Below are 26,458 nucleotides of genomic sequence, written 5' to 3'. Positions count from 1 at the left end.
CAAACAAAATCCAAAATATTATAATTAATTATTTAATATAGAAGAAAACGATTATTGTCAATAATAAAAAAATTCAAAAAAGTTAGAAAATTCTATTTATTATTATTAATATTTTTAATTTTATACAAAAAAATATAAAAATATTAATATAAAAATATTAATATAAAAATTAGAGGGCAAGAGTGTGAAGAAAAAAATAGAAAAAATATGATAAATATTTAACGAAAAAGATTGACAAAAAATAAACAATAAAATACAATAATATTGTGATTTGGTTAAGGAAATTTTAGTAAGAAAGAAATTTATATTTGTTAAATATAAATCTTTTATTTTAGGAGGATATAAAATGGTAGTAACGAATGCACAAGAATTAACTCAAAGAATTAATCAATTAAGAGAGGCGCAAAGAATTTTTTCAACTTACACTCAAGAACAAGTTGATGAAATTTTTAGACAAGCTGCAATAGCAGCAAATGACAATAGAATTAAATTGGCTAAAATGGCTGTTCAAGAAACTGGTATGGGTATAGTAGAAGATAAAGTTATAAAGAACCATTTTGCAGCTGAATATATATATAATCAGTATAAAGACATGAAAACTTGTGGAGTTTTAGAAGAAGATAAGACTTATGGAATTACTAAGGTAGCTGAACCAATAGGAGTTATAGCAGCAATAGTTCCAACAACAAATCCAACATCAACAGCAATATTTAAAACATTAATAGCTTTAAAAACAAGAAATGCAATTATAATATCTCCTCATCCAAGAGCAAAGAAAGCTACAATTGAGGCAGCTAGAATTGTTTTAGAAGCAGCAGTAAAAGCTGGTGCACCAGAAGGAATCATTGGATGGATAGATGAACCGTCTGTAGAATTATCTCAAAATGTAATGAGGGAATCAGATATAATATTAGCAACAGGTGGACCAGCAATGGTTAAGGCTGCGTATTCTTCAGGAAGACCAGCATTAGGAGTTGGAGCAGGTAATACACCAGCAATAATTGATGAAACTGCTCATATAAAAATGGCAGTAAACTCTATACTTCTATCTAAAACTTTCGATAATGGAGTTATATGTGCATCAGAACAATCATTAGTAGTATTAGAAGAAGTTTATGATGAGGTTAAAAAGGAACTAAGTGAAAGAGGAGCCTATATCTTAAAGGGTGAAGAAGTAGATAAGGTTAGAAAAATAATTTTAAATGAAAAAGGTGGACTAAATGCTAATATAGTTGGTCAATCAGCATATAAAATTGCAGAAATGGCAGGAATTAATGTTGAAGCTTCAGCTAAAGTTTTAATAGGTGAAGTAGAGTCTGTAGAATTAGAAGAACCATTTTCACATGAAAAATTATCACCAATCTTAGCAATGTATAAAGCTAAATCTTATGAAGAAGCTTTAGAAAAAGCAGCAAGATTAATTGAATTAGGTGGTATGGGTCATACTTCAATTCTTTATACTGATCAACTTAAATGTAGAGATAGAATATTACAATTTGGTGAAAAAATGAAAACAGCTAGAACTTTAATTAATATGCCAGCATCACAAGGTGCTATAGGAGATATATTTAATTTTAAATTAGCACCATCACTAACTCTTGGATGTGGATCATGGGGGGGAAACTCAGTTTCAGAAAATGTTGGTCCTAAGCATTTAATTAACATCAAGAGTATAGCTGAGAGGAGAGAAAATATGCTTTGGTTTAGAGTTCCAGAAAAAGTTTACTTTAAATATGGTTGTTTACCAGTAGCTTTAGAAGAATTAAAGGATATGGGTAAAAAGAAGGCATTTATAGTAACTGATAGAGTGTTATTTGATATGGGATATACTAATAAAGTTACTGAAGTTTTAGAGAGAAATGGAATACAATTTAAAATATTCTCAGATGTAGAACCAGACCCAACACTTAGATGTGCAAAAGCTGGTGCAAAAGAAATGTTAGATTTTAATCCAGATGTAATAATAGCTTTAGGTGGTGGCTCTGCTATGGATGCTGCTAAGATTATGTGGGTTATGTATGAACATCCAGAAGTTAACTTCCATGATTTAGCTATGACATTCATGGATATAAGAAAGAGAATATATAAGTTCCCAACTATGGGTAATAAAGCTATGATGGTTGCTATAGCTACATCAGCTGGTACAGGTTCAGAAGTAACTCCATTTGCTGTTATTACAGATGAAACTACAGGAGTTAAATATCCTCTTGCAGATTATGAATTAACTCCAGATATGGCAATAGTAGATGCTGAACTTATGATGACATCACCAAAAGGATTAACTGCTTGTGCGGGTATAGACGTATTAGTTCACTCAATTGAAGCATATGTTTCAATAATGGCATCAGAATACACTAATGGATTAGCTTTAGAAGCTATTAGATTAGTATTTAAGTATTTACCAGATGCATATAATGAAGGAACTACTAACGTAAAAGCAAGAGAAAAGATGGCGCATGCATCATGTATGGCTGGTATGGCATTCTCAAATGCTTTCTTAGGAATTACACATTCAATGGCTCATAAACTAGGTGCATTCCATCACTTACCACATGGTATGGCTAACTCATTATTAATGAATGAAGTTATAAGATTTAATGCGACAGATGCTCCTACTAAGCAAGCAGCATTTGCTCAATATAAATATCCAAATGCAGCATGGAGATATGCTAGAATTGCTGATCATCTTGGATTAGGTGGAAATAGTGAAGAAGAAAAAGTTGAATTGTTAATAAAGGCAGTTGAAGAATTACAAGCTAAATTAAATATGCCTAAAACAATTAAAGAAGCAGGCGTTTCTGAGACTAAGTTCTATGAAAATCTTGATGAAATGGTTGAGCAAGCATTTGATGATCAATGTACAGGTGCTAACCCAAGATATCCATTAATGAGTGAATTAAGAGATATGTATATTAATGCTTTTGAAGGACCTAAAGCTAAGGAAGCGAAAAAGGCATCAAAGAAAAAATAAATAATTTATAGAAGATAAAGAAGATATTTTTAATGTATCTTCTTTATTTTTTTATTTATAGACATATTGGTAGCTTTCTATGATACAATTTATCATATAATAAGTATTATTATATGATATTTAAAATTATGGAGGGGTTTTATGAGAAAAGGTATATTTATTTTATTTCTAATTATAAGCATTTTTGCTGTAAGCTGTTCAAGTGAGGAAAGTGATTTTATTAGAAGTAATAAAAATAAAATTAAGGACACAATAGATTTAGTACTATCATATGAAAATGGATATGATGATACTATGAAAAAACATATTAATGAGGAGAATTTTTATGGTTCTAACTTTTTTGAACTTTATACAATGTATATAGGAGAAGTAGAATTTAAAGATTATAAAAGTAAAATAATTAGTTTAAGAGAAGAAGGAGATAAATATTTAGCTAGCACTATAATAGATATAAAAGCATTAACTCCAGCAACACATACACATGATGATGGAAGTGTTCATGAGCAAGTACACGAAATTGCTGCTGAGGATATACCAGTTGAAATTACGTTGGTGGAAAAAGAGGGAGAATTCTTTATAGAGGGATTTTTAGGATATGAAAATCTTGATAAGGCTAAGGAATTAAATGAAGGTTTTAGATAGGAATTAGAATGAGTAAAATAGGGTACAAGTAAGTATCCTATTTTTTATGAAATTAAACATAGAAATGGTATTTTTATGATATTATAAAAATAGATGTTTAATAATTTGTAAATTATGATTTTATGGAGGTATAGATGAGAAAAAATAGAATAACAAGTATATTAATTTTAATTTTAAACATATTTATGATAGGTTGCACTAGTGATTCAAGTGCTTTAAGTAACAGTGAAAAAAATCAGATTAAGAATACTATAGATTTAGTATTGTCATATAAGAATGGATATGATGATACTATGAAAAAACATATTAGTGAAAAGAATTTTTATGTTTGTAATTATATAGAGTTTTATTCTGCGTATATAGGGGAAGTAGATCTTAAGGAATATGAGAGCAATTTGGTTAGTATAAGAGAAGAACAGGATAGGTATATTGTTTGTATGACATTAGATATGAATGCTGTATCATCAGAAACACATACCCATGATGATGGAAGCTTACATGAAGAAGGCAGCGATGAAGCTGTTGGCGAAGATGTGCCTATAGAAGTTATTTTGAAGCAAAGAAGTGGAGAACTTTATATAGAAGGATTTACTGAATATGAGAATCTTGAAAAAGCCAAAGAATTAAACGAAGGATTTAAATAAAAAATTAGAATTATAGGAAGAGTGAAGTCAATGAAACCATTAGCAGAAGCAATGAGACCACAGAGGTTAGAAGATTTTATAGGACAACAAAATATAATTGGAAAAGGAAAACCATTATACAATTTAATAGTAAGTAAAAAAATTCCTAATTGTATACTTTATGGACCACCAGGAACTGGGAAAACTACTTTAGCAAATATAATGGCTAATTATAGCGATAGAAAATTTTATAAACTAAATGCAACTACTGCATCAGTTAAGGATATACAAGAAATAACTGAAAGTCTAGACAGTTTACTTAACTATAATGGAGTGGTTATATATATAGACGAATTACAACATTTCAGTAAAAAACAACAACAAGCTCTTTTAGAATTTATTGAAAATGGAAGAGTTACATTAATAGCTAGTACTACTGAAAATCCATACTTTGCTATTCATAAAGCGATATTAAGTAGATGTAATATATTTCAATTTCAATCACTTAGTATAGAAGAAATAATTGAAGGTTTGGAAAGAGCGATAAATAGATTAATAAATGATGGAATAGAAGTAGAATATTCTCAAGAAGCATTAAAATATATTTCAGAGATTTCTCAAGGTGACTATAGAAAGGCATATAATATATTAGAACTTGCTATTAATTCTCAGTTGAATAAGGTTAAAAAGATAAGTGTTGAATATATAGAAGGATTAAGTCAATCTCATATAAGGGCTGATGCCAGTGGGGATGAATATTATAACTATTTAAGTGCACTTCAAAAAAGTATAAGAGGTAGTGATGCTGATGCAGCAGTTCATTACTTAGCAAGATTAATTAAGTCAGGAAATCTACAAGCTATAATAAGAAGAATTTCAGTAATTGCAGCTGAGGATATAGGGCTTGCTCATCCAAATGCTATAACTGTAATAAATTCTGGAGTTGAATTAGCATTAAAGGTCGGTTTACCAGAAGCTTCATTAATATTATCTGAATTAGTAATTTATCTTGCAACATTGCCTAAGTCTAATAGTGCATATATAGCAATAGCAAAAGCTATGGATGATTTAGAGAATAAAAATATCGGAGATGTGCCTAAACATTTAAAAGATGCCCATTATGCTGGAGCGAAAAACTTAGGGGTAGGTGGCTATAAATATCCTCATGATTATGAAAATAATTATGTAAGTCAACAATATTTACCTGATAATTTAGAAGGAGTAAAATACTATAGTCCACAAAATAATAAATATGAAAATAGTGTAAAAATTTATTGGGAAAATGTAAAAAGTAAATAGATTATTAATTATAATATTTTTTAGGAAAAATAATCTTTAGAAAGAAGTGATATTATTGACAAGAATAAAGCGGTTTGATAATATATATGAAGTAATTACTAGTAAAATGGTCAACATTAAAAGGGGGAAAGAGTATGAGGCTTTCTACTAAAGGAAGATACGGGGTCAAGGCTATGGTAGACCTTGCAATGCACTATGGAGATGCCCCCGTTTCAATAAAAACAATCTCTCAAAGGCAAAGTATATCTGAATATTATTTAGAACAATTATTTTCGCCTCTAAGAAGAGCAAAACTTATAAAAAGTATAAGAGGAGCTCAAGGTGGATATGTTTTAAATAGTGCTCCAAAGGATATAACTGTAGCAGATATTATGTATGTTCTTGAAGGACCTGTAGAAATTGCAGAATGCATTGAAGGTACAGAATGTGATAATATAGATTTTTGCGCTACTAGATTGTTATGGGAAAAAATAAAAAATAGCATTGATGAAGTAATGGAAAACATAACACTTCAAGATATAGTAGATGATTACAATAGATTGAAGAGTGAAAGTGAATCTATTAAGTTTGTAAAGAGGAGCGAATAAAGATGAAAAACGTGTATATGGACTATGCAGCAACTACTTATGTTAAACCTGAGGTTTTAGAAGAAATGATGCCGTTTTTTACAGAAAAGTATGGTAATCCATCATCTTTCTATGGTATTTCAAGGGAAACTAAAATGGCTATAGATAAGGCTAGAAATAGAGTTGCAAAAGCTTTAAACTGTGATTTGAATGAAGTTTATTTTACTGGAGGTGGCTCAGAAGCAGATAACTGGGCAATTAAAGGAATTGCTTCAGCTCATAGAAAAAAGGGTAATCACATTATTACTACTAAAATTGAGCATCATGCAGTTCTTCATACTTGTGAGTATTTAGAAAAACAAGGATTTGAAGTAACTTATTTAAATGTAAATGAAGAGGGATTTGTAGATTTAGAAGAATTAAAGAATGCAATAACTGATAAAACTATTTTAGTTTCAATTATGTTTGCAAATAATGAAATTGGGACTATTCAGCCTATTAAAGAAATAGGTGAAATCTGCAGAGAAAGAAAAGTTTTCTTCCATACAGACGCAGTTCAAGCAGTAGGAAATATACCTATAGATGTAAAAGAAATGAATATAGATTTATTATCTTTAGCAGGACATAAGATTTATGGACCAAAAGGAATAGGGGCTCTATATGTTAGAAAAGGTGTTAAAATAGATAACTTAATTCATGGTGGAGGCCAAGAAAGAGCTAGAAGGGCTGGAACAGAAAATACAGCATCAATAGTAGGCCTTGGAAAAGCTATGGAACTTGCTACAGATAATTTAGAAGAGCATAATAAAAATTTAACTATACTTAGAGATAAGTTAATAGAAGGCTTATTAAAAGTACCTCATACCAGATTAAATGGCCCTATAGGGGATAAGAGATTACCTGGTAATGTTAACATAACTTTTGAGTTTATTGAAGGAGAATCAATTCTTTTATCATTAGACTTTGAAGGGGTATGTGCTTCAAGCGGAAGTGCATGTACTTCAGGATCATTAGATCCATCTCATGTGTTACTAGCAATTGGATTACCTCATGAGTTAGCACATGGTTCATTAAGATTAACTTTAGGTGATGCATCTACAGAAGAAGATGTTAACTATGTTTTAGAAGTAGTACCACCTATTATTGAAAGATTAAGAAATATGTCACCATTATGGGAAGACTTTATTAAGAAGGGAGAAAAATACTATGATGTACAGCGATAAGGTAATGGATCATTTTAGAAATCCAAGAAATGTAGGGGAAATTGAAAATGCAAGCGGTGTTGGTGAAGTAGGAAATGCTAAATGCGGAGATATAATGAAGGTTTATTTAAAAATAGAAGATAACATAATAAAAGATGCTAAATTTAAAACTTTCGGTTGTGGATCTGCTATTGCATCTTCATCAATGGCAACAGAACTAATTATTGGAAAGACAGTTGAAGAAGCTTGGGAATTATCTAATAAGGCAGTTGCTGAAGCTTTAGATGGACTTCCACCTGTTAAAATGCATTGTTCTGTATTAGCTGAAGAAGCAATTCATAAGGCTATAAATAATTATAGACAAAATACAGGATTAGATCTATGGGATTTCGAAGAACATGATGACATTCACGATCATGTACATGGAGATGAGTAGAAAATAATATGAAAAAGAAAGTTGTAGTGGGCATGAGTGGCGGAGTTGATAGCTCTGTTGCTGCCTATCTTTTAAAAGAAAAAGGTTACGATGTTATAGGCGTAACTATGAAACATTTTGACGACGGCGACGAAGATTATGTTGAAAGAGAAGGTGGATGTTGTTCACTTTCATCAGTAGAGGACGCTAGAAGAGTTGCTGATAGACTGGGAATTCCTTTTTATGTCCTTAATTTCAAAGAATCTTTTAAAGAAAAGGTAATTGATTATTTTGTACAGGAGTATATGGAAGGGAAGACACCTAATCCATGTATAGCTTGTAATAAACACATAAAGTTTGATGAGTTTCTAAGAAGGTCTAAAGGGATTGGAGCAGATTATGTTGCTACAGGCCATTATGCCAAAATCGAAAAAAATGATGATGGTAGATATCTTTTAATTAAGGCTGATGATGATAGAAAAGATCAAACTTATGCATTATATAATTTTACTCAAGAACAATTAAGTAAAACTTTAATGCCTTGTGGAGATTATACAAAGGATAAAATAAGAGAAATAGCAAAAGAAATTGGGCTTGCAGTTCATAATAAGAAAGATAGTGAAGAGATATGTTTTATACCAGATAATAATCATGGTAAATATATTACATTAGTAAGACCTAATGAAGTAAATCAAGGAAACTTCGTTGATAAAAATGGTAATATACTTGGGAAACATAAAGGGATAGTATATTATACTATAGGTCAAAGGAAGGGACTAGGCTTAGCATTAGGAAGACCTGTTTTTGTAACAGACATTAATCCGAACACTAATGAAGTTGTTATTGGTCCAGAAGAAGATATATTTAAGACGGATTTAATAGCAAAGGATGTTAATTTTATTGCTTTTGATAAACTTAATAGTGAAATGACAGTTCAGGCAAAGGTAAGGTATTCAGCCAAGACTTGTGAAGCTATAATTTCTCCTGCTGAGGATGGGAAAGTAAAAGTTTCATTCAAAGATAAGCAAAGAGCCATAACTAAAGGTCAATCAGTTGTTTTCTATGATGGAAATATAGTAGTTGGCGGCGGAGTAATAGAAAAAATAATATAGCAAATATAAATTCCTATATTTTAATAATATAGGAATTTTTTTTGCTTTTTGGGGGAAAATAACTTTAAGGTATAGATAAGGGAGTGGTATATTGTTAAAAACAAAAGATTTTTATCTGCAAAAAGTTTTCGATATTAGGGGGAAGTATATAGGGCTTATAGATGATATCTATATAGACTTTCATAAAGGAGTTATAAAGGGTTTTTTGATTTCTAATTATTTACTGTTTAGTAAAAGGAATTTTATTAGAACTCAGGATATTGTATCAATAGAAGATGTAATAATTATTAAAGAATTAACTAAGAAAGAGGGAATTTCATTCAAAAGCATTAAGGATAAAGATGTTAAAGATAAAAATAATGTTATAAAAGGTATATTGGAAGACTTACTAATAGAAAAAGAAGATTTATCAATTAAAGGACTAGTTATAAGCTCTGGAATATTTGATAGAATAATAAAAGGTAAAGAAATTCTGCTTTTAAAAGAATGTATATTAGGAGAAGATTTTGTTTTATATTATGGAAATAATGATGTGAAATTTCAGAGCATACCAAGAAAGAAAAAAACATGTTAATAAACAAGAAAAATACAAAGATATTAAAGTACATTTTGTTAATTCTATTATTAATTCTTCTTATTATTATATATGTAAAAATCAAAACTATAAAAAGTACAGTAAATATTATTTTTATAAGTTTTATACTAGCATACGCATTAAAACCTTTAAGAGATATATTATGCGATAAATTTAGAATTAAAAAAAGAATATCATCTATATTAATTATATTAAGCATTATTATTTCTATATCATTATTTATATATATTTTAATTCCATCTATATTAAGAGAAAGTTATAATTTTGGCAATATATTAGACAATGTAGATAATTATGTTGAGACTTTATCAAAAAAAATGAATATAAATAATATTTCCTTCTTTGATAATATATATAGTAGTATTAGTGATGAACTTAATTTGTTTTTAAGAACATTTTCAGATAATTTATTTGATAATTTAATGGCTGGGTTAGAAAGTTTAGTTTCCTTAGCTATTATTCCTATAGTGACATATTACTTTTTGGTGGATGGAGATTTAATTTTTAATAAGGTATTATTGGTACTACCTACTGAAAAAAGAGTAATCACAAAAAAATTTATAACACATATAGATAAGGTCTTATCAAGATATATAATAAGTCAGTTGATTTTATCAATAATTATAGGAGTGCTGACAAGTATAGCACTTTTCATTTTAGATGTTAAGTTTGCACTATTACTTGGTGTATTTAATGGGGTACTTAATATTGTTCCTTATTTTGGTCCTATAATAGGAGGAATACCAGCAGTTTTTGTAGCTCTTATGGAATCTCCTAATAAAGCTTTATGGACATTACTAATAGTTTTCATTATTCAACAGATAGAAGGAAATATACTTTCTCCTAAAATAACTGGTGATAGTACAAATATGCATCCAATTATAATAATAATATTACTTTTAATTGGGGAAAAACTTGGTGGATTTATAGGCATGATATTAATAGTTCCTATAGGTGTTATTATTAAGGTAATCTATGAGGATATTAATGATTATTTATTCTGAAATAAAATAATTGACATATTTTAATAAATAAACTATAATTTCATTGAAATATAAGAAAACTTAATATTTAGCGTTGAAAAGAATGAGTAAATATACACTATGTATTCAGAGAAGAAGTGGTTGGTGAAAACTTCTTACATAATATATTGAAGCTATCTTGGAGCTATATTTTTCTAAGTGATGCGTTTATGCATAATTAGGGTGGTACCGCGGAATATATGTTTTCGTCCCTTTTTTATAGGGATGGAAACTTTTTTTATTTAGAAAAGCAATTAGGAGGTAAGATTATGAAATTCATGGGAACTAATGAGCTTAGAGAAGCTTATTTAAAATTTTTTGAATCAAAAGAGCACTTAAGATTGGAAAGTTTTCCTCTAGTGCCTAAAAATGATAAATCATTATTATTAATAAATGCAGGTATGGCACCTCTTAAGCCATATTTTACAGGCTTGCAAGAACCCCCAAGAAAAAGAATAACAACTTGTCAAAAATGTATTAGAACTGGTGATATTGAAAATGTAGGAAAGACATCTAGACATGGTACTTTCTTTGAAATGCTTGGAAACTTCTCCTTTGGAGATTATTTTAAAGAAGAAATAATTCCTTGGGCTTGGGAGTTTATAACTGAAACTTTACAAATTCCAAAAGATAAATTATATGTAACTATTTATTTAGAAGACGATGAAGCTTTTGATATTTGGTGTAAGAAAACTGATGTAGATCCAAAGAGAATATTTAGATTAGGAAAAGATGATAACTTCTGGGAAATAGGAGTTGGACCATGTGGACCTTGTACTGAAATTCATTATGATAGAGGAGAAGGCGTTATTACAAATGTGGATGAGTTTGTAAAGGCTAGTGATGAAGATAGAGTTGTTGAATTCTGGAACTTAGTATTCACTCAATTTGATAAGGATGAAGAAGGTAATTATAATAGATTATCAAATCCTAATATAGATACAGGTATGGGACTTGAAAGAATTGCAACTATAATGCAAGGTGTAGACAATATATTTGAAATTGATACGGTTAAGAATATATTAAATAAGGTTGCAGAACTTTCAGGAGTTAAATACGGTGAAGATTCTCAAAAAGATATTTCTTTAAGAATAATTACAGACCATGTTAAGTCAGTAACTATGCTTATCTCTGATGGCGTTCAACCAAGCAATGAAGGAAGAGGATATGTATTAAGAAGACTTTTAAGAAGAGCTGCAAGACATGGAAGATTATTAGGAATTAAGGGACTATTCTTAACAGAAATAGTTAATTCTGTAGTAGAAAATTACGGGGATGCATATCCAAATCTTAAGGAAAATAAGGAATATATTGAAAAAATAGTTTCTTTAGAAGAAGATAGATTCAATGAAACAATAGATTCAGGAATGATAATATTAAATGACTACATTGAAGAAATGAAAGAATCTAATGAAAGTATATTAAAGGGAGAAAAAGCATTTAAGTTATATGATACTTATGGTTTCCCAATAGAGTTAACAGAAGAAATCTTAGAAGAAAAAGGTATGAAAGTTGATCATGAATCCTTTAAAAAGGAAATGGAAGAACAAAGACAAAGAGCTAGAAGTGCTAGGGGAGAGTCATCTTACATGGGAAGTGATGAAAGTCCGATAAATAAGATTGAAGCTTCAATAAACACTGAATTTGTTGGATATAACAACATTGAGATTAACTCTAAAATTATTGTTTTAGCAAATGATAATGAGTTTGTAAATGAACTATCAAAGGGAGATAAGGGTTATATAGTAACAGATAAAACTCCATTTTATGCTGAAATGGGTGGCCAAGTAGGAGATAAGGGTACTATCAAAACTTCTAATGGTGAGGCGTATGTTTATGATACAAAGAAAAATGTAGGTGGTAAAACTATACACTATGTAAAAGTTCTTGAAGGTAGTGTTAAAATTAATGAAGATGCTACGCTTAAAGTTGATTTATTAAGAAGAAATAGCATAGCCAAAAATCATACTGCAACACATATGTTACATGAAGCTTTAAAGCAAATCGTAGGTAAGCATGTAAATCAAGCTGGATCATACGTAGATGATGAGAGATTAAGATTCGACTTTGCACATTTTAAAGCTTTATCAGAAGAGGAAATTGAACAGTTGGAAGATTTAGTAAACAGAAAAATAATGGAAGTATTTTCTGTAGATACTGATCTTATGACTTTAGAAGAAGCTAAAAATGCTGGAGCAATGGCTTTATTTGATGATAAGTATGGCGATAATGTTAGGGTTGTTAGTGTAGGAGAATTCTCAAAAGAACTTTGCGGAGGTACGCATGTTCACAACTCTGGAGAAATAGGATTATTTAAAATAATTTCTGAAGCAGGTGTAGCCGCAGGGGTTAGAAGAATAGAGGCTGTAACTGGCATCAATGCAATAAAATTTATGGAAGATAAACAAAGATTATTAAGAGAAGCATGCAGTGCATTAAAGTGTAGTGAAAAAGATGTGCTTAAGAAAATAGCTTCTCAAGGTGCAGAAATTAAAGAAAAAGAAAAAGAAATATTAGAACTTAAGAATAAGTTAGCATCAGGAGTTGAAGATGAAATATTATCTTCTGTTAAAGATGTTAATGGTGTGAAAGTAGCAGTGTTTTCAGTTGAAGGAATAGATGGAAACTCATTAAGAGATCTTGCTGATAAAGTGAGAAATAAACTTTCTAGTGGAGTTGTTGTATTGTTTAGCAATGTTTCTGGAAAAGTAAACCTAATTTCAATGGCAACAAAAGATGTATTAGATAAGGGGATTCATTGTGGTAAGATAATTAAAGAGGTAGCTGCTATCGTCGGTGGCGGCGGAGGAGGAAGACCAGATATGGCTCAAGCTGGTGGTAAGAATCCTGAAAATATAAATACTGCGATGGAAAAAACTTATTCTGTAATAGAATATTTGGTAAAATAGTGTACTTTTAATCTTTTTTAGTTTATAATATAATTAATAAATATACTTCTTGAATAAAAATTGAAAAAAATGATATACTATTAGTAGAAGTATTTAACTAAATATAAGTAAGGGGGTGGGCTGCAATTAGCAGCAGTTATATGAATAATAACTTAGATCAAACAATGCAATTTAACCTAAACATCAACAAAGGAGATTTAACAAAGTCAATATTAACAGATGTTTACAATGCGTTACAGGAGAAAGGTTATAATCCAGTTAACCAGCTAGTTGGATATCTCATTTCAGGAGACCCTTCTTACATTACAAGCTACAACGGAGCAAGAGCTTTACTAAGAAAACTTGAAAGAGATGAAATTCTTGAGGAAGTTATAAAATCTTATTTAGAAATAAAATAAAGAGTGCCCGTTTAATCGGGCACTCTTTAACTTTTAAGGAGTAATGAATGAGAATATTAGGTTTAGATATAGGATCGAAAACTGTTGGTGTTGCAATAAGTGATCCATTAGGATGGACGGCCCAAGGTATAACTACTATTCGAAGATCGAAGAAAGAACAGGATATTGAAGAAATAAAAAAGTTATGTAATGAATATTCAGTAGAAACAATAGTTGTAGGATTACCTAAGAATATGAATGGAAGCATTGGGGAATCAGGTGAAAGAGTTATTGAATTCGCTGAACAAATTAAAGAATATACAGGCTTGAAAGTTGAGATGTGGGATGAAAGACTAACTACAGTTGCGGCACATAAAGCTATGTTAGAAGCAGATTTATCAAGAAATAAAAGAAAAAAGATAGTAGATAAAATAGCAGCAACATATATACTTCAAGGATACTTAGATAGATTAAATATTAAATAATAATTTAATATCAATTGAAAATTATTATTGACAAGTATTAATGTGAAAATTACAATTAAAAAAAGGAGATTTTTTATGGATAAAGATTTAAAACAAATAGAATTATACGATGAAGATGGAAATTTAGTTAAACTAAATGTAGTTGCATTTTTTGATATGGTTAATCCAGATACAGAAGAAAAAAGCGAATATGTTATAGTATATGATGATGCTTATACTGAAGATGATATATTTGCATTGAAAGTAGGAGTGGATGAAGATGGAGACGATTTATTAATTCCTATTGATGACGAAGTAGAACTTGCAGCAGTTCAAGAAGCATATGATACTATTTTTTCAGAGGAAGAGTAGTTTTAGATAAAATATATTAAAAATTAAAAAAAGGAGGGGGGGGTTGTCTGTGGAACATTCAAGCACTATTGATTTTAATGTCTTAAAGGAAGAATTAAAACAAAAAGGATATAAGCTAACGCCACAAAGAAGAGCTATTGTTGATACTATAATAGAAAAAGAGGGCGAACATTTAACAGCAGAAGAAATATATGATGAAGTTAAAAAAAATTGTCCTGAAATAGGTCTAGCAACAGTTTATAGAACGATCATTTTGTTAGAGGAATTGGGCGTTGTATGTAAATTGGATTTAGATGACGGATGCAGTAGATATGAATTAGTCCGTAAAGATGAGGGGCATAGACACCATCACTTAGTATGTAGTGAGTGTAAAAGTGTTTTTGAAGTTCAAGATGATCTTTTAGATGAGCTTGAAGAGGAAGTTGAAAGATCTTATGGATTTAAGATTATAGACCACAGCGTTAAATTTTTTGGTATTTGTAGAAAGTGCCAAAGTGAAATGAACGAAAATAAATAATATTGGATGAAGAGGTATCTCTTTTTGAGAAACCTTCAAGTTACATATTTTAAGAAGAAGGAGGGGACATATTGAAAAACGAGAAGGCGAAGGTTAAGATTATTCCTTTAGGTGGAATTAATGAAATAGGTAAAAATATAACTGTAATAGAGTATAAAGAAGATATAATAGTTATAGATTGTGGCCTTAAATTTCCAGATGAAGATATGTTCGGTATTGACTTAGTAATACCAGATATAAGTTATTTGTTAAAAAATAAAGATAAGATAAAAGGAATATTTTTAACACACGGTCATGAGGACCATATAGGGGCATTACCTTATGTATTAAGACAGTTAAATGTACCTGTGTACGGAACCAAGTTAACTCTTGGGATTGTTGAAACAAAACTCAAGGAACACGGATTGTTATCATCAACAGAATTAATAACAGTAAAACCAAGAGATGTTATTAAATTAAATTCAGTTTCAGTAGAGTTTATAAAAACTAATCACTCAATAGCAGATTCAGTTGCAATAGCAATACATACACCATTAGGAGTTGTGCTACATACTGGAGACTTTAAAGTAGACTATACTCCTATAGATGGAGAAACTATGGATTTTGCAAGGTTTGCAGAAATAGGTAAAAAGGGTGTATTAGCTATGATGGCAGATTCAACTAATGTTGAAAAGCCAGGATATACTATGTCAGAAAAGGTTGTAGGAGAAAGCTTTGCAAGGTTATTCTCTAAAGCAAAGGGAAGGATAATAGTAGCAACATTTGCTTCAAATGTTCATAGAATCCAGCAAATAATTGATGCTGCCCGTGAATATGATAAAAAAGTAGCTGTATCAGGAAGAAGTATGGAAAATATAGTTGCTGTAGCAGCTGAACTTGGATATCTAGAATTTGAGAAAGATATACTAGTAAGTATAGATCAAATAAATAAATACCCAAATGATAAGGTGGTTATCATAACTACTGGAAGTCAAGGAGAGCCTATGTCAGCTCTTTCTAGAATGGCAAGCTCTGAGCACAGAAAGGTTAATATAGTTGAAGGAGATACTGTTATTATTTCAGCAACTCCGATACCTGGAAATGAAAAGTTAGTTTCTAAGGTAATAAATCAACTATTCCAAAAGGGTGCAGAAGTAATATATAAATCATTGGCAGAAATTCACGTTTCTGGGCATGCTTGTCAAGAAGAACTGAAACTTATGCAATGTTTAGTAAAACCTAAGTTCTTTATTCCAGTTCATGGAGAGTATAGACACTTAAAGCAACATGGTGAACTTGCAATATCATTAGGTATGCCAGAAGGAAATGTGCTTATACCTGAAAATGGTGGAGTTATAGAAGTCAATAGGAACTCAATTAGAAGAAATGGAATGGTGAATTCTGGTCAAGTGTTTGTAGATGGATTAGGAGTAGGTGATGTTGGTAATATAGTATTAAGAGATAGAAAACACTTATCTCAAGATGGTATATTAACAGTAGTTGTAACATTATCTAAGGAAAATAATTCGATTATTGCTGGTCCAGATATTATTTCAAGAGGGTTTGTATATGTAAGAGAATCTGAAGGACTAATGGACGAGGCTAAAGATATTGTAAAAGATGTTTTAAGAGAATGTGAAGAGAGCAATATAACAGATTGGGCTAGTTTAAAGTCTAAAGTAAGAGATGAGCTTAGAAGTTATCTTTATGAAAAGACTAAGAGAAAACCTATGATATTACCAATAATAATGGAAATATAATCTGAGAGGTTGACATTTCTTAATAATAATCTTAGAATAAGTATAGTTTAAATAATTTTTTTTAAAATTGGATACACGTGTATCCAATTTTATTTTGGAAAAAATAATTTATAGGTTTACATTAATATAAAAAACATACTGGAGGAAATTAAATGAATTTAATTAGTAGAGATGATATAAGAAACATTGCTATAATAGCCCACGTTGACCATGGGAAGACAACCTTGGTAGATGCCATGTTTAAGGAGAGCCATGTTTTTAGAAGCAATGAAAAGGTTGAAGAAAGAGTTATGGACTCTAATGACTTAGAAAAAGAAAGAGGAATTACAATTCTTTCTAAGAATACTGCGATAACATACAATGGAGTGAAAATTAATGTTGTAGATACTCCAGGACATGCTGATTTTGGCGGAGAAGTTGAACGTGTTCTTAAAATGGTTGATTCAGTATTATTGGTAGTAGATTCTTATGAAGGACCAATGCCACAAACAAAATTCGTTTTAAAGAAGGCTTTAGAACTAGGTTTATTACCAATAGTAGTTATAAATAAAATAGACAAACCAAATGCAAGACCAGAAGAAGTTATAGATGAAGTTTTTGAGTTATTTATTGAACTTGGAGCAAATGATGAACAATTAGATTTCCCAATAATATATGCTTCAGCAAGAGAAGGATTTGCAAGATATAATGTAGAAGATACAAATAATGATATGGCGCCACTATTTGAAACTATATTAGAAAATGTTGCAGCACCTAAGGGGGACATAGAGGGACCATTCCAAATGCTTGTTACTACATTAGATACTAATGAATATGTAGGAAGAATTGCAGTTGGTAAAATTCATAGAGGATCAGTTAAAAAGAATCAACAAGTTGCTTTAGTAAGAAAAGATGGAAGTACTACAAGTTATAGAGTATCAAGTATATTTACTTACAATGGATTAAATAGAGAAGAGGCACAAGAAGCTTCTTTAGGAGATATTATTGCTTTAAGTGGTATTCCAGATTGTAATATTGGAGAAACTATTGCTGATGCTGTAAATCCAGAAGCATTACCATTTGTAGAAATTGATGAACCAACATTAAGCATGAATTTCATGGTAAATGATTCTCCTTTTGCAGGAAGAGAAGGTGATTTTGTTACTTCAAGACATTTAAGAGATAGATTATTAAAAGAATTAGAAACTAATGTAAGTTTAAGAGTAAATGAAATTTCATCAGATTGTTTTGAAGTTTCAGGTAGAGGAGAACTTCATTTATCTATATTAATTGAAACTATGAGAAGAGAAGGTTATGAATTCCAAGTTTCAAAAGCAAATGTTATATTTAAGGAAGAAAACGGCAAAAAGTTAGAGCCTATGGAATATTTAACTATAGATGTGCCAGAAGAATTCATGGGACCTGTAATGGAAAAACTTGGACCAAGAAAGGCTGAAATGGTAAATATGACTTCAGCAGTGAATGGATATACTAGACTTGAGTTTATAGTACCAGCTAGAGGATTAATTGGGTTTAGAAATGAATTTATGACGGATACTAAAGGTAATGGTATCATGAATCATGTATTCCATGGATATGATAATTTTAAAGGTGATATTCCAGGAAGAAGTAGAGGGTCATTATGTTCATTTGAAGATGGAGATGCTATAACTTATGGATTGTTCAATGCTCAAGAAAGAGGTAGTTTATTTATAGGTGCAGGTGTTCCAGTATATCAAGGTATGATAGTTGGTGAATGTTCAAGAGCTGAAGATATAGATATAAATGTATGTAAAGGTAAAAAACTTACAAATACAAGAGCATCAGGATCTGATGATTCATTAAAGTTAACTCCACCTAGACAAATGACATTAGAACAATGTCTTGAATTTATTAATGGAGATGAATTAGTAGAAGTAACTCCAGAGAATATAAGAATGAGAAAAAGAGTATTAGATGCCGCTGAAAGAAGAAGAATAACAAGTAGAAGCAAAAAATAGATAAAATTCTTTATAAGTTTAAAAAAAAGTATTATAATAAAGTAAATAGCCTAAATAGGCTATTTACTTTGTATGTAGGGGGTTTTTATGAGAAAACTAAGTTTAAAAACAATTCCCATAATAATCGTTTTAGTTTTATTTATAAGCTTTTTAATGACTTTTATAAATATAATTAGTAAGCCTTTAAAAACAGATTCAGATATAGTAATAAAAATTGATGAAGGTGATAGCTTTTATAGTATTATTAATTCACTATCTGAAGAAGGTAAAATAAAGGGAGTACCATTTATAAAATTATATGTTAAGGTTTTAGGTAAAAATATTGATGTTAAACAAGGTGAATATGTTTTACATAAGGGTTTATCTGTAGATAAAATAATAGAAGTGTTAACTACAGAAGCTTCATTAGGCAATGTTAAGTTTACGGTTCCAGAGGGATATACTATAGAAGACATTGGCGAAAAACTGGAGAGTGAAGGTATTTGTAGTAAAGAAGATTTTCTTTTAGCTGTTAAAGAATACGAGCTACCGAGTTTTGTAAGAGTAGATAGTGAGAAAAAATATAATTTAGAAGGATATTTGTTCCCAGATACATATTTGTTTAATATTGGGGATACACCTAAAGAAATATTGACTATAATGATTTCAAGATTTGAAGAGATGCTTAATAAAGCTATTGAAGAAACAAATACTAATATAAAAGAGGAAGATATAGAAACTGCTATAACTATAGCTTCTATGATAGAGAAGGAAGCAAAGATAGATAGTGAAAGACCTATAATTTCTTCAGTTATAGTTAATAGATTAAATGATGGTATGATGCTTCAGATTGATGCAACAGTTATTTATGCCTTAGGAGAACATGTAGAGACTGTGTTAGAAGGCCATTTAGAAGTGGATTCTCCATACAATACATACAGAAACTATGGTTTACCTATAGGACCTATATCAAATCCAGGTTTAGAATCAATTAAAGCTGCACTAAAACCGGCGCAGACAGATTATTTGTTTTATGTACTACAAGATGATAAAACACATTATTTTACTAATAATGATGTTGATTTTATGAATAAATTAGAGGAACTTGGATATTAATAATTTACTTACTATTTGGAGGATTGACATGAGTGGAATAACTTATGATTATATGGAAGAATATATTAGAAGTTTGATACCTGATGGTTCTGAAAAGCTTAAGGAATTAGAAAACTTTGCAAAAGAAAATAAAGTTCCTATTGCACAAAAAGAAACTGCAAAATTTTTAGAGTTTATAGTTAGTATGAAAAAACCATTAAAAATATTAGAGCTTGGGACAGCAATTGGATATTCTGCAATATTAATGCACGAGGCATCAGGAAATAAAGCTATTATTACTACTATTGAACGAGATGAAAATATGATAAAATATGCTAGGGAAAACTTTAAAAAATACATGTTAGAGGATAAAATAGAAATTAAGGAAGGCGATTGCCTTGAAGTACTAGAAGCCTTATATGGGAAATATGACTTAATTTTTATGGATGCTGGCAAAGGGCATTATAACCATTTTTTACCTAATTGTCTAAGATTATTAAGTGAAGATGGTATTATAGTCGCGGATAATGTGCTTTTTAGAGGGATGGTTGCATCTGACGATTTAGTAAAGAGGAGAAAAATAACTATAGTAAAGAGGATGAGAGAATACTTAGAATTAGTATCTAAGGATGAAAATTTAATTACTTCTGTAATACCAATGGGGGATGGAATTGCAGTGACTAAAAGGAGGTAAATACATGAATAAACCAGAGATTTTAGCACCAGCAGGAAGTCTAGAAAGATTGAAAATAGCAATAGATTTTGGAGCAGATGCTGTATATATAGGTGGAGGTAGATTAAATTTAAGAGCTTTTTCTGATAATTTTACTAATGAAGAAATGGCTGAAGGTATAAAATACTGCCACGATAGAGGGAAAAAATTATATGTAACTATGAATGTATTCCCTAGAAATCATGATTTAAAAGGTGTAGGAGAGTATATAAAGGGATTATATGATTTAGGTGTAGATGCAATTATTGTAGCAGATCCATCAATAGTTGCAGCAGCTAAGGAGGCAGCACCGAATTTAGAGATACATTTAAGTACTCAAGCTAACATAACAAACTGGATGGCAACTAAGTTTTGGTATGAACAAGGCGTAAAAAGAATAGTTTTAGCAAGAGAACTTACATTAAAAGAAATAACAGAAATAAATGAGAATACTCCAGAAGGTTGTGAACTTGAAGTATTTATACATGGATCTATGTGTGTTGCATATTCAGGAAGATGTTTAATTTCTAATTATATGCTAGGTAGAGATGCCAATAAGGGAATTTGTTCTAATGCTTGTAGATATAAATATTATATAGTTGAAGAAACAAGACCAGGTGAATATTATCCAATTATAGAAGATGATAATGGAACATATATAATGAATTCAAAAGATTTATGCATGATAGAGCATATACCAGAAATAGTGAAAAGTGGAGTTCATTCTTTAAAAATTGAAGGAAGAATGAAAAATGAGTTTTATGTTGCATCAACAGTAAAAGCTTATAGAGAAGCACTTGATGCATATTTTGAAAATCCAGAAGGATATAAATTTAAACAAGAATGGCTAGATACAGTATTAAAAATAAGCCATAGACAATATCATACAGGATTCTTCTTTGGAAAAATGGGAGAACAAACTTATGATGTTTCATCATATATAAGAGATTATGATATAGTTGGAATAGTACAAAGTTATGATGAAGAAACAAAAGAAGCAACTATTCTTCAAAAGAATAGAGTTTTTGAAGGTGATGAGGTAGAAGTTTTAAGAGCACATACACCGTACTTTAATGTTAAGCTTAATGAAATGTTTGATGTGGAGAAGAAAGTTAATACAAATGTAGCTAATAGAGCGCATATGATATTTAAAGTTAAAGTTGATACTCCATTAAAAGAAAAAGATATGTTAATAAAAGGTAAAAAAGTTTTAGAGCTTTAAACATAAGAAGGAGGAACTATAATGAATAAGCCAATACTAATTGGAATTACTGGTGGTACTGGATCAGGTAAAAGTAGTATTGCAGATGCAATATATTCAAGTTTTTCAAATGAGTGCATTGCTATGATACAACAGGATATGTACTATAAGGATCAAAGCAATTTATCTATGGAAGAGAGAATTAAAACAAATTATGATCATCCAAAGGCTTTTGATAATGATTTATTGATTAAACACTTAAATGATTTAATGAATGGAATTCCAATAGATAAGCCAATTTATGATTTCTCATGTCATAATAGGGCAAAAGAGACAGTAAGGGTTGAGCCAAGAAGTATAGTAATAGTAGAAGGAATATTAGTTCTTGAAGACGAAAGACTTAGGGATTTATTAGATATTAAAGTTTATGTAGATACTGATGCCGACATAAGAATATTAAGAAGATTAGTAAGAGATATAAATGAAAGAGGCAGAACTGTAGATTCAGTTGTTAATCAATATTTAGAAGTGGTAAGACCAATGCACTTACAGTTTACTGAGCCAACAAAAAGATACGCAGATATTATAGTTCCAGAAGGCGGACAAAATAGAGTAGCGATAGATATTCTTGTATCAAAAATTAAAGATATATTAAAATAGAAAAAATTGTATAAAACACACCTTTTGAGGCTAGAATTTAGCCATGGGAGGTGTGTTTTTTTATGAAGAAAAAAAATAATATAGTTATTAATAGAATATTAATAATAAATAGTGTGTACTTTATAGTGATTTTTGCTTTGATTATAAGATTATATTTTCTTCAAGTTTATCCATCACTTATAGTTGGAGGAGAAGTAGAAAATTATCAAGCAGAAAACCTATCCCAAATGAATTATAGGATATTTGACACAAATGGTAAAGACCTAATGACTTATGATAAGCAGTATATTTTAGTTTTAGATACAAAGCCATTTATGCTTAACAACTATGAAGAAACCTTAGAAGATTTAATGGCATTAAATTTTATAATGAAGACTGAGAATCCAGATTTTAATTATTCTGAAGTTATGCAAGAAGAGGGAAAAATATATTATACAATAAGTGAAGAGACCTATAATAAGATAAATAAGCTTAAGAATGTTAAAGGAATATATACGTATATTTATGATGAGGTAGATAAAAAAGAAGCGTGGAAAACAAATAATTTCTTATCAAATATTAAAGATGAAAATGTTATAGAAGATTCTTTAGAGTATACTTTAAATTCATATTTAAAAGAAAATACTTATCCTGCTGCTAAATTTTATTTAAATGATAAATCTATTTATAGTGATGGTGAAGTAAGTACATCAAATAACAACAATATAAAATTAACAATAAATTCAGAGTGGGAAAATCAAATTAGAGATATTTTAAATAAGAAGGAATATTCATTTCTAAATAACATAGGAGTTGTAGTTTCAGAAGCAGAGACTGGAAAAATTAGAGCAATGATTCAAAAGGATGAGTCTCAAGCTAATATTAATTTAGGGATTGAGCAACTAGGATATGAACCAGGATCAATTTTTAAAGTGATTACAGAAGTAATAGCATTAGATGAAGGGCTGATAACTCCTACGGATATGTTAATATGTACGGGTGAAATATGCATGAAAGATGGCAAGCCATATGCTCATGGAATGCTTTCAGTTGAAGATGCATTAAAAGTATCATGTAATGATATTTTTGCTAAGATTGGTGGTGAAATAGGTTATGATGATATGATGGATTATTTAAATAAAATGGGTTTATTTAAGCCAATTATTAATCTCAAAGGAGAAAATAGAAATGAAGCATCAGGAGTAAAACCTACTTTAGAAAATAGTATGAATAATATATCAATAGGACAGACAATAATGGTAACCCCAGTTCAGATGGCTGGATTATATAATACGGTAGTAAATGATGGAGTATTTGTTAGACCGACTATAGTAGAAGCAATAGTTGATGAAAATGATAATTTAGTAAAAGAATTTAAAGAAAGTGAGAATAGAATTTTTAGCGAGACATCAGCTAAGTTAACGCAGGAAACAATGTCTAAGGTTATATGGGAAGGTTCAGGATTTGAGGCGAAAGTAGATGGCGTAAATATTGGGGGAAAAACAGGAACTTCAACTGGAACTGGTGGTATTAATCATGGATGGTTTGCAGGATTTTTTGAACTAGATGGAGAAAAATATACTATAGTTGTTATATCACCTAATATAGGAGAAAAGCATCCGGATGGTAGAGAATTAGGGGGCGGAAATACGGGAGCACCTATATTTAGAGAGATAGTTACTGAACTTACAAAATAAATCTTAAGAGTTATATATGTAATAGTTAAAAATATAAGTTTACATTAATATGGGAAGTAGAAAATTTAAAATATAGTACTTCTAAGAATGGATATATATTAATACCAAAGATAGTAGATATATAAAATTGGTATAAAATATGTATCCTGCTTTTTTTAATAATAATAAATTTAAAAACTAAAGCAATATTTTTAAATTTTATCATATTATATAATAAGCACTACTAGGAGGAAGTTCTGTGTTTTTTTTATCTAATATAATAGAGCTGCTATGTAATTCTATATTTTTAACAGGTTATATTACAGGCAATAATACATTTCCTAAACCGCTTGATGAAGAAGAAGAAGAACGTTACTTGAAGCTATTAAAAGATGGCGATAAAGAAGCAAAGAGTATATTAATAGAAAGAAATTTAAGATTAGTAGCTCATATTGTTAAGAAATATAATTTCCCTAATAAGGATATTGATGAACTTATATCTATAGGGACGGTTGGACTTATAAAAGCCATAGATTCATTTGATGCATCTAAAGGAACTAGACTTGCTACTTATGCGTCTAGATGTATAGAAAATGAAATATTGATGCTTTTTAGAAATAATAAGAAACAAAAGAATGAAGTATTCTTACAAGATCCAATTGGGGTCGATAAAGAAGGAAACGAAATTTGTTTAATTGATGTATTAAGTAGTGAAAAGGACTCAGTATTAGAAAAAGTAGAAAGTAATATTCAAATTAGACAACTATATAATAAAATAGGAATATCTCTTACAGAAAGAGAAGGAGCAATATTAAAAATGAGATATGGCCTTATAGATGGTCGGTGTAGAACTCAAAGAGAAATTGCCGCTCTATTAGGAATATCTAGATCATATGTATCTAGAATTGAGAAAAAGGCTCTAAAGAAATTAAAAAAAGAATTATCATACAAATAAAATTTATAATTAAAAAAAATGTGCATTTAAAAGGAGGATTATGAAGAAAAATATCGAATATTAACTAAGATAAGATAAGAAGCAGCATGGAGGGGTAAATAGTGATTTATGTGCTAGATGAACTATTAAAGGAAACGATAAGTAGAGGAGCGTCAGATTTACACTTAACTGTTGGGTTAGTACCAACAATTAGAGTTAATGGAAAATTGGTAAAAATAGGAAGTGAAAAATTAACTCCAATATCATTAAGAAGTTTTGCAGAAGAGATATTAGGAGAAAAGTTTGTAGAGTACGATAAAGTTGGAGAAATGGACATTTCTTATTCCATTTCAGGTACTGGACGATTTAGAGTAAATATATTTAAACAAAGAAACAGTGATGCTATAGCAATAAGAGTAATAGCATTGAAAATTCCAACCTTAGATGAATTAAAGCATCCAAAGGTAATAAAAAGTATAATCGAAAAACAAAGAGGTTTAGTGTTAGTTACTGGTCCTACTGGAAGTGGTAAAAGCACAACATTAGCTGCAATGATAAATGAGATAAATAATAATAGAGAAGCTCATATTATAACTTTAGAAGATCCTATAGAATATTTGCATAAGCATAACAAATGTATAATAAATCAAAGAGAAATAGGAAAAGATAGTAGGAGTTATCAAAATGCTTTAAGAGCTATATTAAGAGAAGATCCAGATGTAATACTTGTAGGGGAGATGAGAGATTTAGAGACGATTTCAACTGCCATAACTGCAGCTGAAACTGGACACTTGGTATTCTCCACGCTACATACTATTGGTGCGGCAAAAACTATTGATAGGATAATTGATGTATTCCCACCGCATCAACAACAGCAGATTAGAATTCAATTAGCTGCTGTACTACAAGGGGTTATTTCACAACAATTAGTACCATCAGTTGATAATGATGGGAGAGTAGCTGCTTTAGAGATAATGACTACAACTCCTGGTATTCAAAATTTAGTTAGAGAGGGAAAAACTCATCAAATTGAATCCGCAATTCAAACAGGTGGAAAATATGGAATGAGAACAATGGATATGGCTCTATCTGATTTATACAAAAGAAATTGTATAACTGAAGAAACAGCATTAACATATTCAGTAGATAATGAAACAATTAAAAGAATAATGATGTTATAAAAACAGAGGTGACTCTGTTTTTTTTTTTTATAAAATACTGAATTTAAGAAAGGATATTTAAATTATTTGTTGAATATATCATTAAGTAATATTTAAAAAACTCATATTCATTAAGAAAATATTATAATTTTATGAAAAGGTTGAGTTATTTTCTTCTAGATGATAAAATTATAATTGAATTAGATTAAAGTTAAATAAAAAAATTTGGGAATTTTATAAAAGTGATTATATATTACA

Annotated in this window: 24 protein-coding genes and 1 other annotated feature; all 24 genes read left to right on the top strand. The window is 29.8% G+C overall.

The window, feature by feature from the left end; all coding sequences use genetic code 11:
• The first annotated feature begins 346 nt into the window (after positions 1 to 346).
• The 24 genes from adhE (at position 347) to QK892_RS15955 (ending at position 26,221) form a co-directional block, all read left to right on the top strand.
• The gene (gene adhE, locus QK892_RS16070; protein ID WP_317274568.1) at positions 347 to 2,971 is read left to right on the top strand and encodes a bifunctional acetaldehyde-CoA/alcohol dehydrogenase; all 2,625 of its coding nucleotides are present in this window, start codon (positions 347 to 349) and stop codon (positions 2,969 to 2,971) included.
• Between the two features lie 141 nt (positions 2,972 to 3,112).
• Positions 3,113 to 3,613 carry a hypothetical protein gene (locus QK892_RS16065; RefSeq protein WP_317274567.1) on the top strand — a complete coding sequence of 167 codons (501 nt, stop codon included), beginning with the start codon at positions 3,113 to 3,115 and terminating at the stop codon, positions 3,611 to 3,613.
• Between the two features lie 134 nt (positions 3,614 to 3,747).
• Positions 3,748 to 4,257 (top strand): hypothetical protein, encoded by a 510-nt coding sequence (locus QK892_RS16060; RefSeq protein WP_317274566.1) that lies wholly within the window; start codon positions 3,748 to 3,750, stop codon positions 4,255 to 4,257.
• Between the two features lie 30 nt (positions 4,258 to 4,287).
• A complete protein-coding gene (locus QK892_RS16055) occupies positions 4,288 to 5,535 on the top strand; it encodes a replication-associated recombination protein A (protein WP_317274565.1) in 1,248 nt (415 codons plus the stop codon).
• A gap of 134 nt (positions 5,536 to 5,669) precedes the next feature.
• Positions 5,670 to 6,122: an RrF2 family transcriptional regulator gene (locus QK892_RS16050; RefSeq protein WP_317274564.1), complete on the top strand. Its 453-nt coding sequence runs from the start codon at positions 5,670 to 5,672 to the stop codon at positions 6,120 to 6,122.
• A 2-nt stretch (positions 6,123 to 6,124) separates the two neighbouring features.
• On the top strand, positions 6,125 to 7,324 hold the full coding sequence (gene nifS / locus QK892_RS16045) for a cysteine desulfurase NifS (protein ID WP_317274563.1): 1,200 nt from the start codon (positions 6,125 to 6,127) through the stop codon (positions 7,322 to 7,324).
• Positions 7,308 to 7,739, top strand: a complete 432-nt coding sequence (nifU, locus tag QK892_RS16040) for a Fe-S cluster assembly scaffold protein NifU (RefSeq protein ID WP_317274562.1) — start codon at positions 7,308 to 7,310, stop codon at positions 7,737 to 7,739. The genes nifS and nifU overlap by 17 nt, the downstream gene beginning before the upstream one ends.
• Before the next feature lie 8 nt (positions 7,740 to 7,747).
• Positions 7,748 to 8,830, top strand: a complete 1,083-nt coding sequence (gene mnmA / locus QK892_RS16035) for a tRNA 2-thiouridine(34) synthase MnmA (protein ID WP_317274561.1) — start codon at positions 7,748 to 7,750, stop codon at positions 8,828 to 8,830.
• Between the two features lie 91 nt (positions 8,831 to 8,921).
• Positions 8,922 to 9,404 carry a PRC-barrel domain-containing protein gene (locus QK892_RS16030; RefSeq protein WP_317274560.1) on the top strand — a complete coding sequence of 161 codons (483 nt, stop codon included), beginning with the start codon at positions 8,922 to 8,924 and terminating at the stop codon, positions 9,402 to 9,404.
• Positions 9,398 to 10,429, top strand: coding sequence for an AI-2E family transporter (locus QK892_RS16025; protein ID WP_317274559.1), 1,032 nt, complete (start codon positions 9,398 to 9,400; stop codon positions 10,427 to 10,429). The genes QK892_RS16030 and QK892_RS16025 overlap by 7 nt, the downstream gene beginning before the upstream one ends.
• A gap of 64 nt (positions 10,430 to 10,493) precedes the next feature.
• Positions 10,494 to 10,664, top strand: a binding site (T-box leader).
• Positions 10,665 to 10,716: 52 nt separating this feature from the next.
• Positions 10,717 to 13,356, top strand: coding sequence for an alanine--tRNA ligase (gene alaS, locus QK892_RS16020; protein WP_317274558.1), 2,640 nt, complete (start codon positions 10,717 to 10,719; stop codon positions 13,354 to 13,356).
• Between the two features lie 140 nt (positions 13,357 to 13,496).
• Positions 13,497 to 13,754, top strand: coding sequence for an IreB family regulatory phosphoprotein (locus QK892_RS16015; RefSeq protein ID WP_156624968.1), 258 nt, complete (start codon positions 13,497 to 13,499; stop codon positions 13,752 to 13,754).
• 47 nt (positions 13,755 to 13,801) lie between these two features.
• Positions 13,802 to 14,218 (top strand): Holliday junction resolvase RuvX, encoded by a 417-nt coding sequence (ruvX, locus tag QK892_RS16010; protein ID WP_317274557.1) that lies wholly within the window; start codon positions 13,802 to 13,804, stop codon positions 14,216 to 14,218.
• Positions 14,219 to 14,293: 75 nt separating this feature from the next.
• Positions 14,294 to 14,569, top strand: a complete 276-nt coding sequence (locus QK892_RS16005) for a DUF1292 domain-containing protein (RefSeq protein WP_317274556.1) — start codon at positions 14,294 to 14,296, stop codon at positions 14,567 to 14,569.
• 49 nt (positions 14,570 to 14,618) lie between these two features.
• The gene (locus tag QK892_RS16000) at positions 14,619 to 15,086 is read left to right on the top strand and encodes a Fur family transcriptional regulator (RefSeq protein WP_317274555.1); all 468 of its coding nucleotides are present in this window, start codon (positions 14,619 to 14,621) and stop codon (positions 15,084 to 15,086) included.
• 71 nt (positions 15,087 to 15,157) lie between these two features.
• Positions 15,158 to 16,825 (top strand): ribonuclease J, encoded by a 1,668-nt coding sequence (locus tag QK892_RS15995; protein WP_317274554.1) that lies wholly within the window; start codon positions 15,158 to 15,160, stop codon positions 16,823 to 16,825.
• 152 nt (positions 16,826 to 16,977) lie between these two features.
• Positions 16,978 to 18,804: a translational GTPase TypA gene (typA, locus tag QK892_RS15990; RefSeq protein WP_317274553.1), complete on the top strand. Its 1,827-nt coding sequence runs from the start codon at positions 16,978 to 16,980 to the stop codon at positions 18,802 to 18,804.
• Positions 18,805 to 18,891: 87 nt separating this feature from the next.
• Positions 18,892 to 19,899: an endolytic transglycosylase MltG gene (gene mltG / locus QK892_RS15985; RefSeq protein ID WP_317274552.1), complete on the top strand. Its 1,008-nt coding sequence runs from the start codon at positions 18,892 to 18,894 to the stop codon at positions 19,897 to 19,899.
• Positions 19,900 to 19,927: 28 nt separating this feature from the next.
• The gene (locus QK892_RS15980; protein WP_317274551.1) at positions 19,928 to 20,572 is read left to right on the top strand and encodes an O-methyltransferase; all 645 of its coding nucleotides are present in this window, start codon (positions 19,928 to 19,930) and stop codon (positions 20,570 to 20,572) included.
• Positions 20,573 to 20,576: 4 nt separating this feature from the next.
• Positions 20,577 to 21,812 (top strand): peptidase U32 family protein, encoded by a 1,236-nt coding sequence (locus QK892_RS15975; RefSeq protein WP_317274550.1) that lies wholly within the window; start codon positions 20,577 to 20,579, stop codon positions 21,810 to 21,812.
• Positions 21,813 to 21,833: 21 nt separating this feature from the next.
• Positions 21,834 to 22,451 carry a uridine kinase gene (gene udk / locus QK892_RS15970; RefSeq protein ID WP_317274549.1) on the top strand — a complete coding sequence of 206 codons (618 nt, stop codon included), beginning with the start codon at positions 21,834 to 21,836 and terminating at the stop codon, positions 22,449 to 22,451.
• Between the two features lie 62 nt (positions 22,452 to 22,513).
• Positions 22,514 to 24,127 carry a penicillin-binding transpeptidase domain-containing protein gene (locus QK892_RS15965; RefSeq protein WP_317274548.1) on the top strand — a complete coding sequence of 538 codons (1,614 nt, stop codon included), beginning with the start codon at positions 22,514 to 22,516 and terminating at the stop codon, positions 24,125 to 24,127.
• Between the two features lie 238 nt (positions 24,128 to 24,365).
• The gene (gene sigK / locus QK892_RS15960; protein WP_317274547.1) at positions 24,366 to 25,061 is read left to right on the top strand and encodes an RNA polymerase sporulation sigma factor SigK; all 696 of its coding nucleotides are present in this window, start codon (positions 24,366 to 24,368) and stop codon (positions 25,059 to 25,061) included.
• A gap of 104 nt (positions 25,062 to 25,165) precedes the next feature.
• Positions 25,166 to 26,221 carry a type IV pilus twitching motility protein PilT gene (locus tag QK892_RS15955; protein WP_317274569.1) on the top strand — a complete coding sequence of 352 codons (1,056 nt, stop codon included), beginning with the start codon at positions 25,166 to 25,168 and terminating at the stop codon, positions 26,219 to 26,221.
• The last annotated feature ends 237 nt before the right edge of the window (positions 26,222 to 26,458 follow it).

It is taken from the genome of Clostridium lamae (assembly GCF_033043255.1).
GTDB lineage: Bacteria > Bacillota > Clostridia > Clostridiales > Clostridiaceae > Clostridium > Clostridium lamae.
Note: the sequence above shows the minus strand (reverse complement) of the source record. Positions and strands in the feature narration are given on the sequence as shown.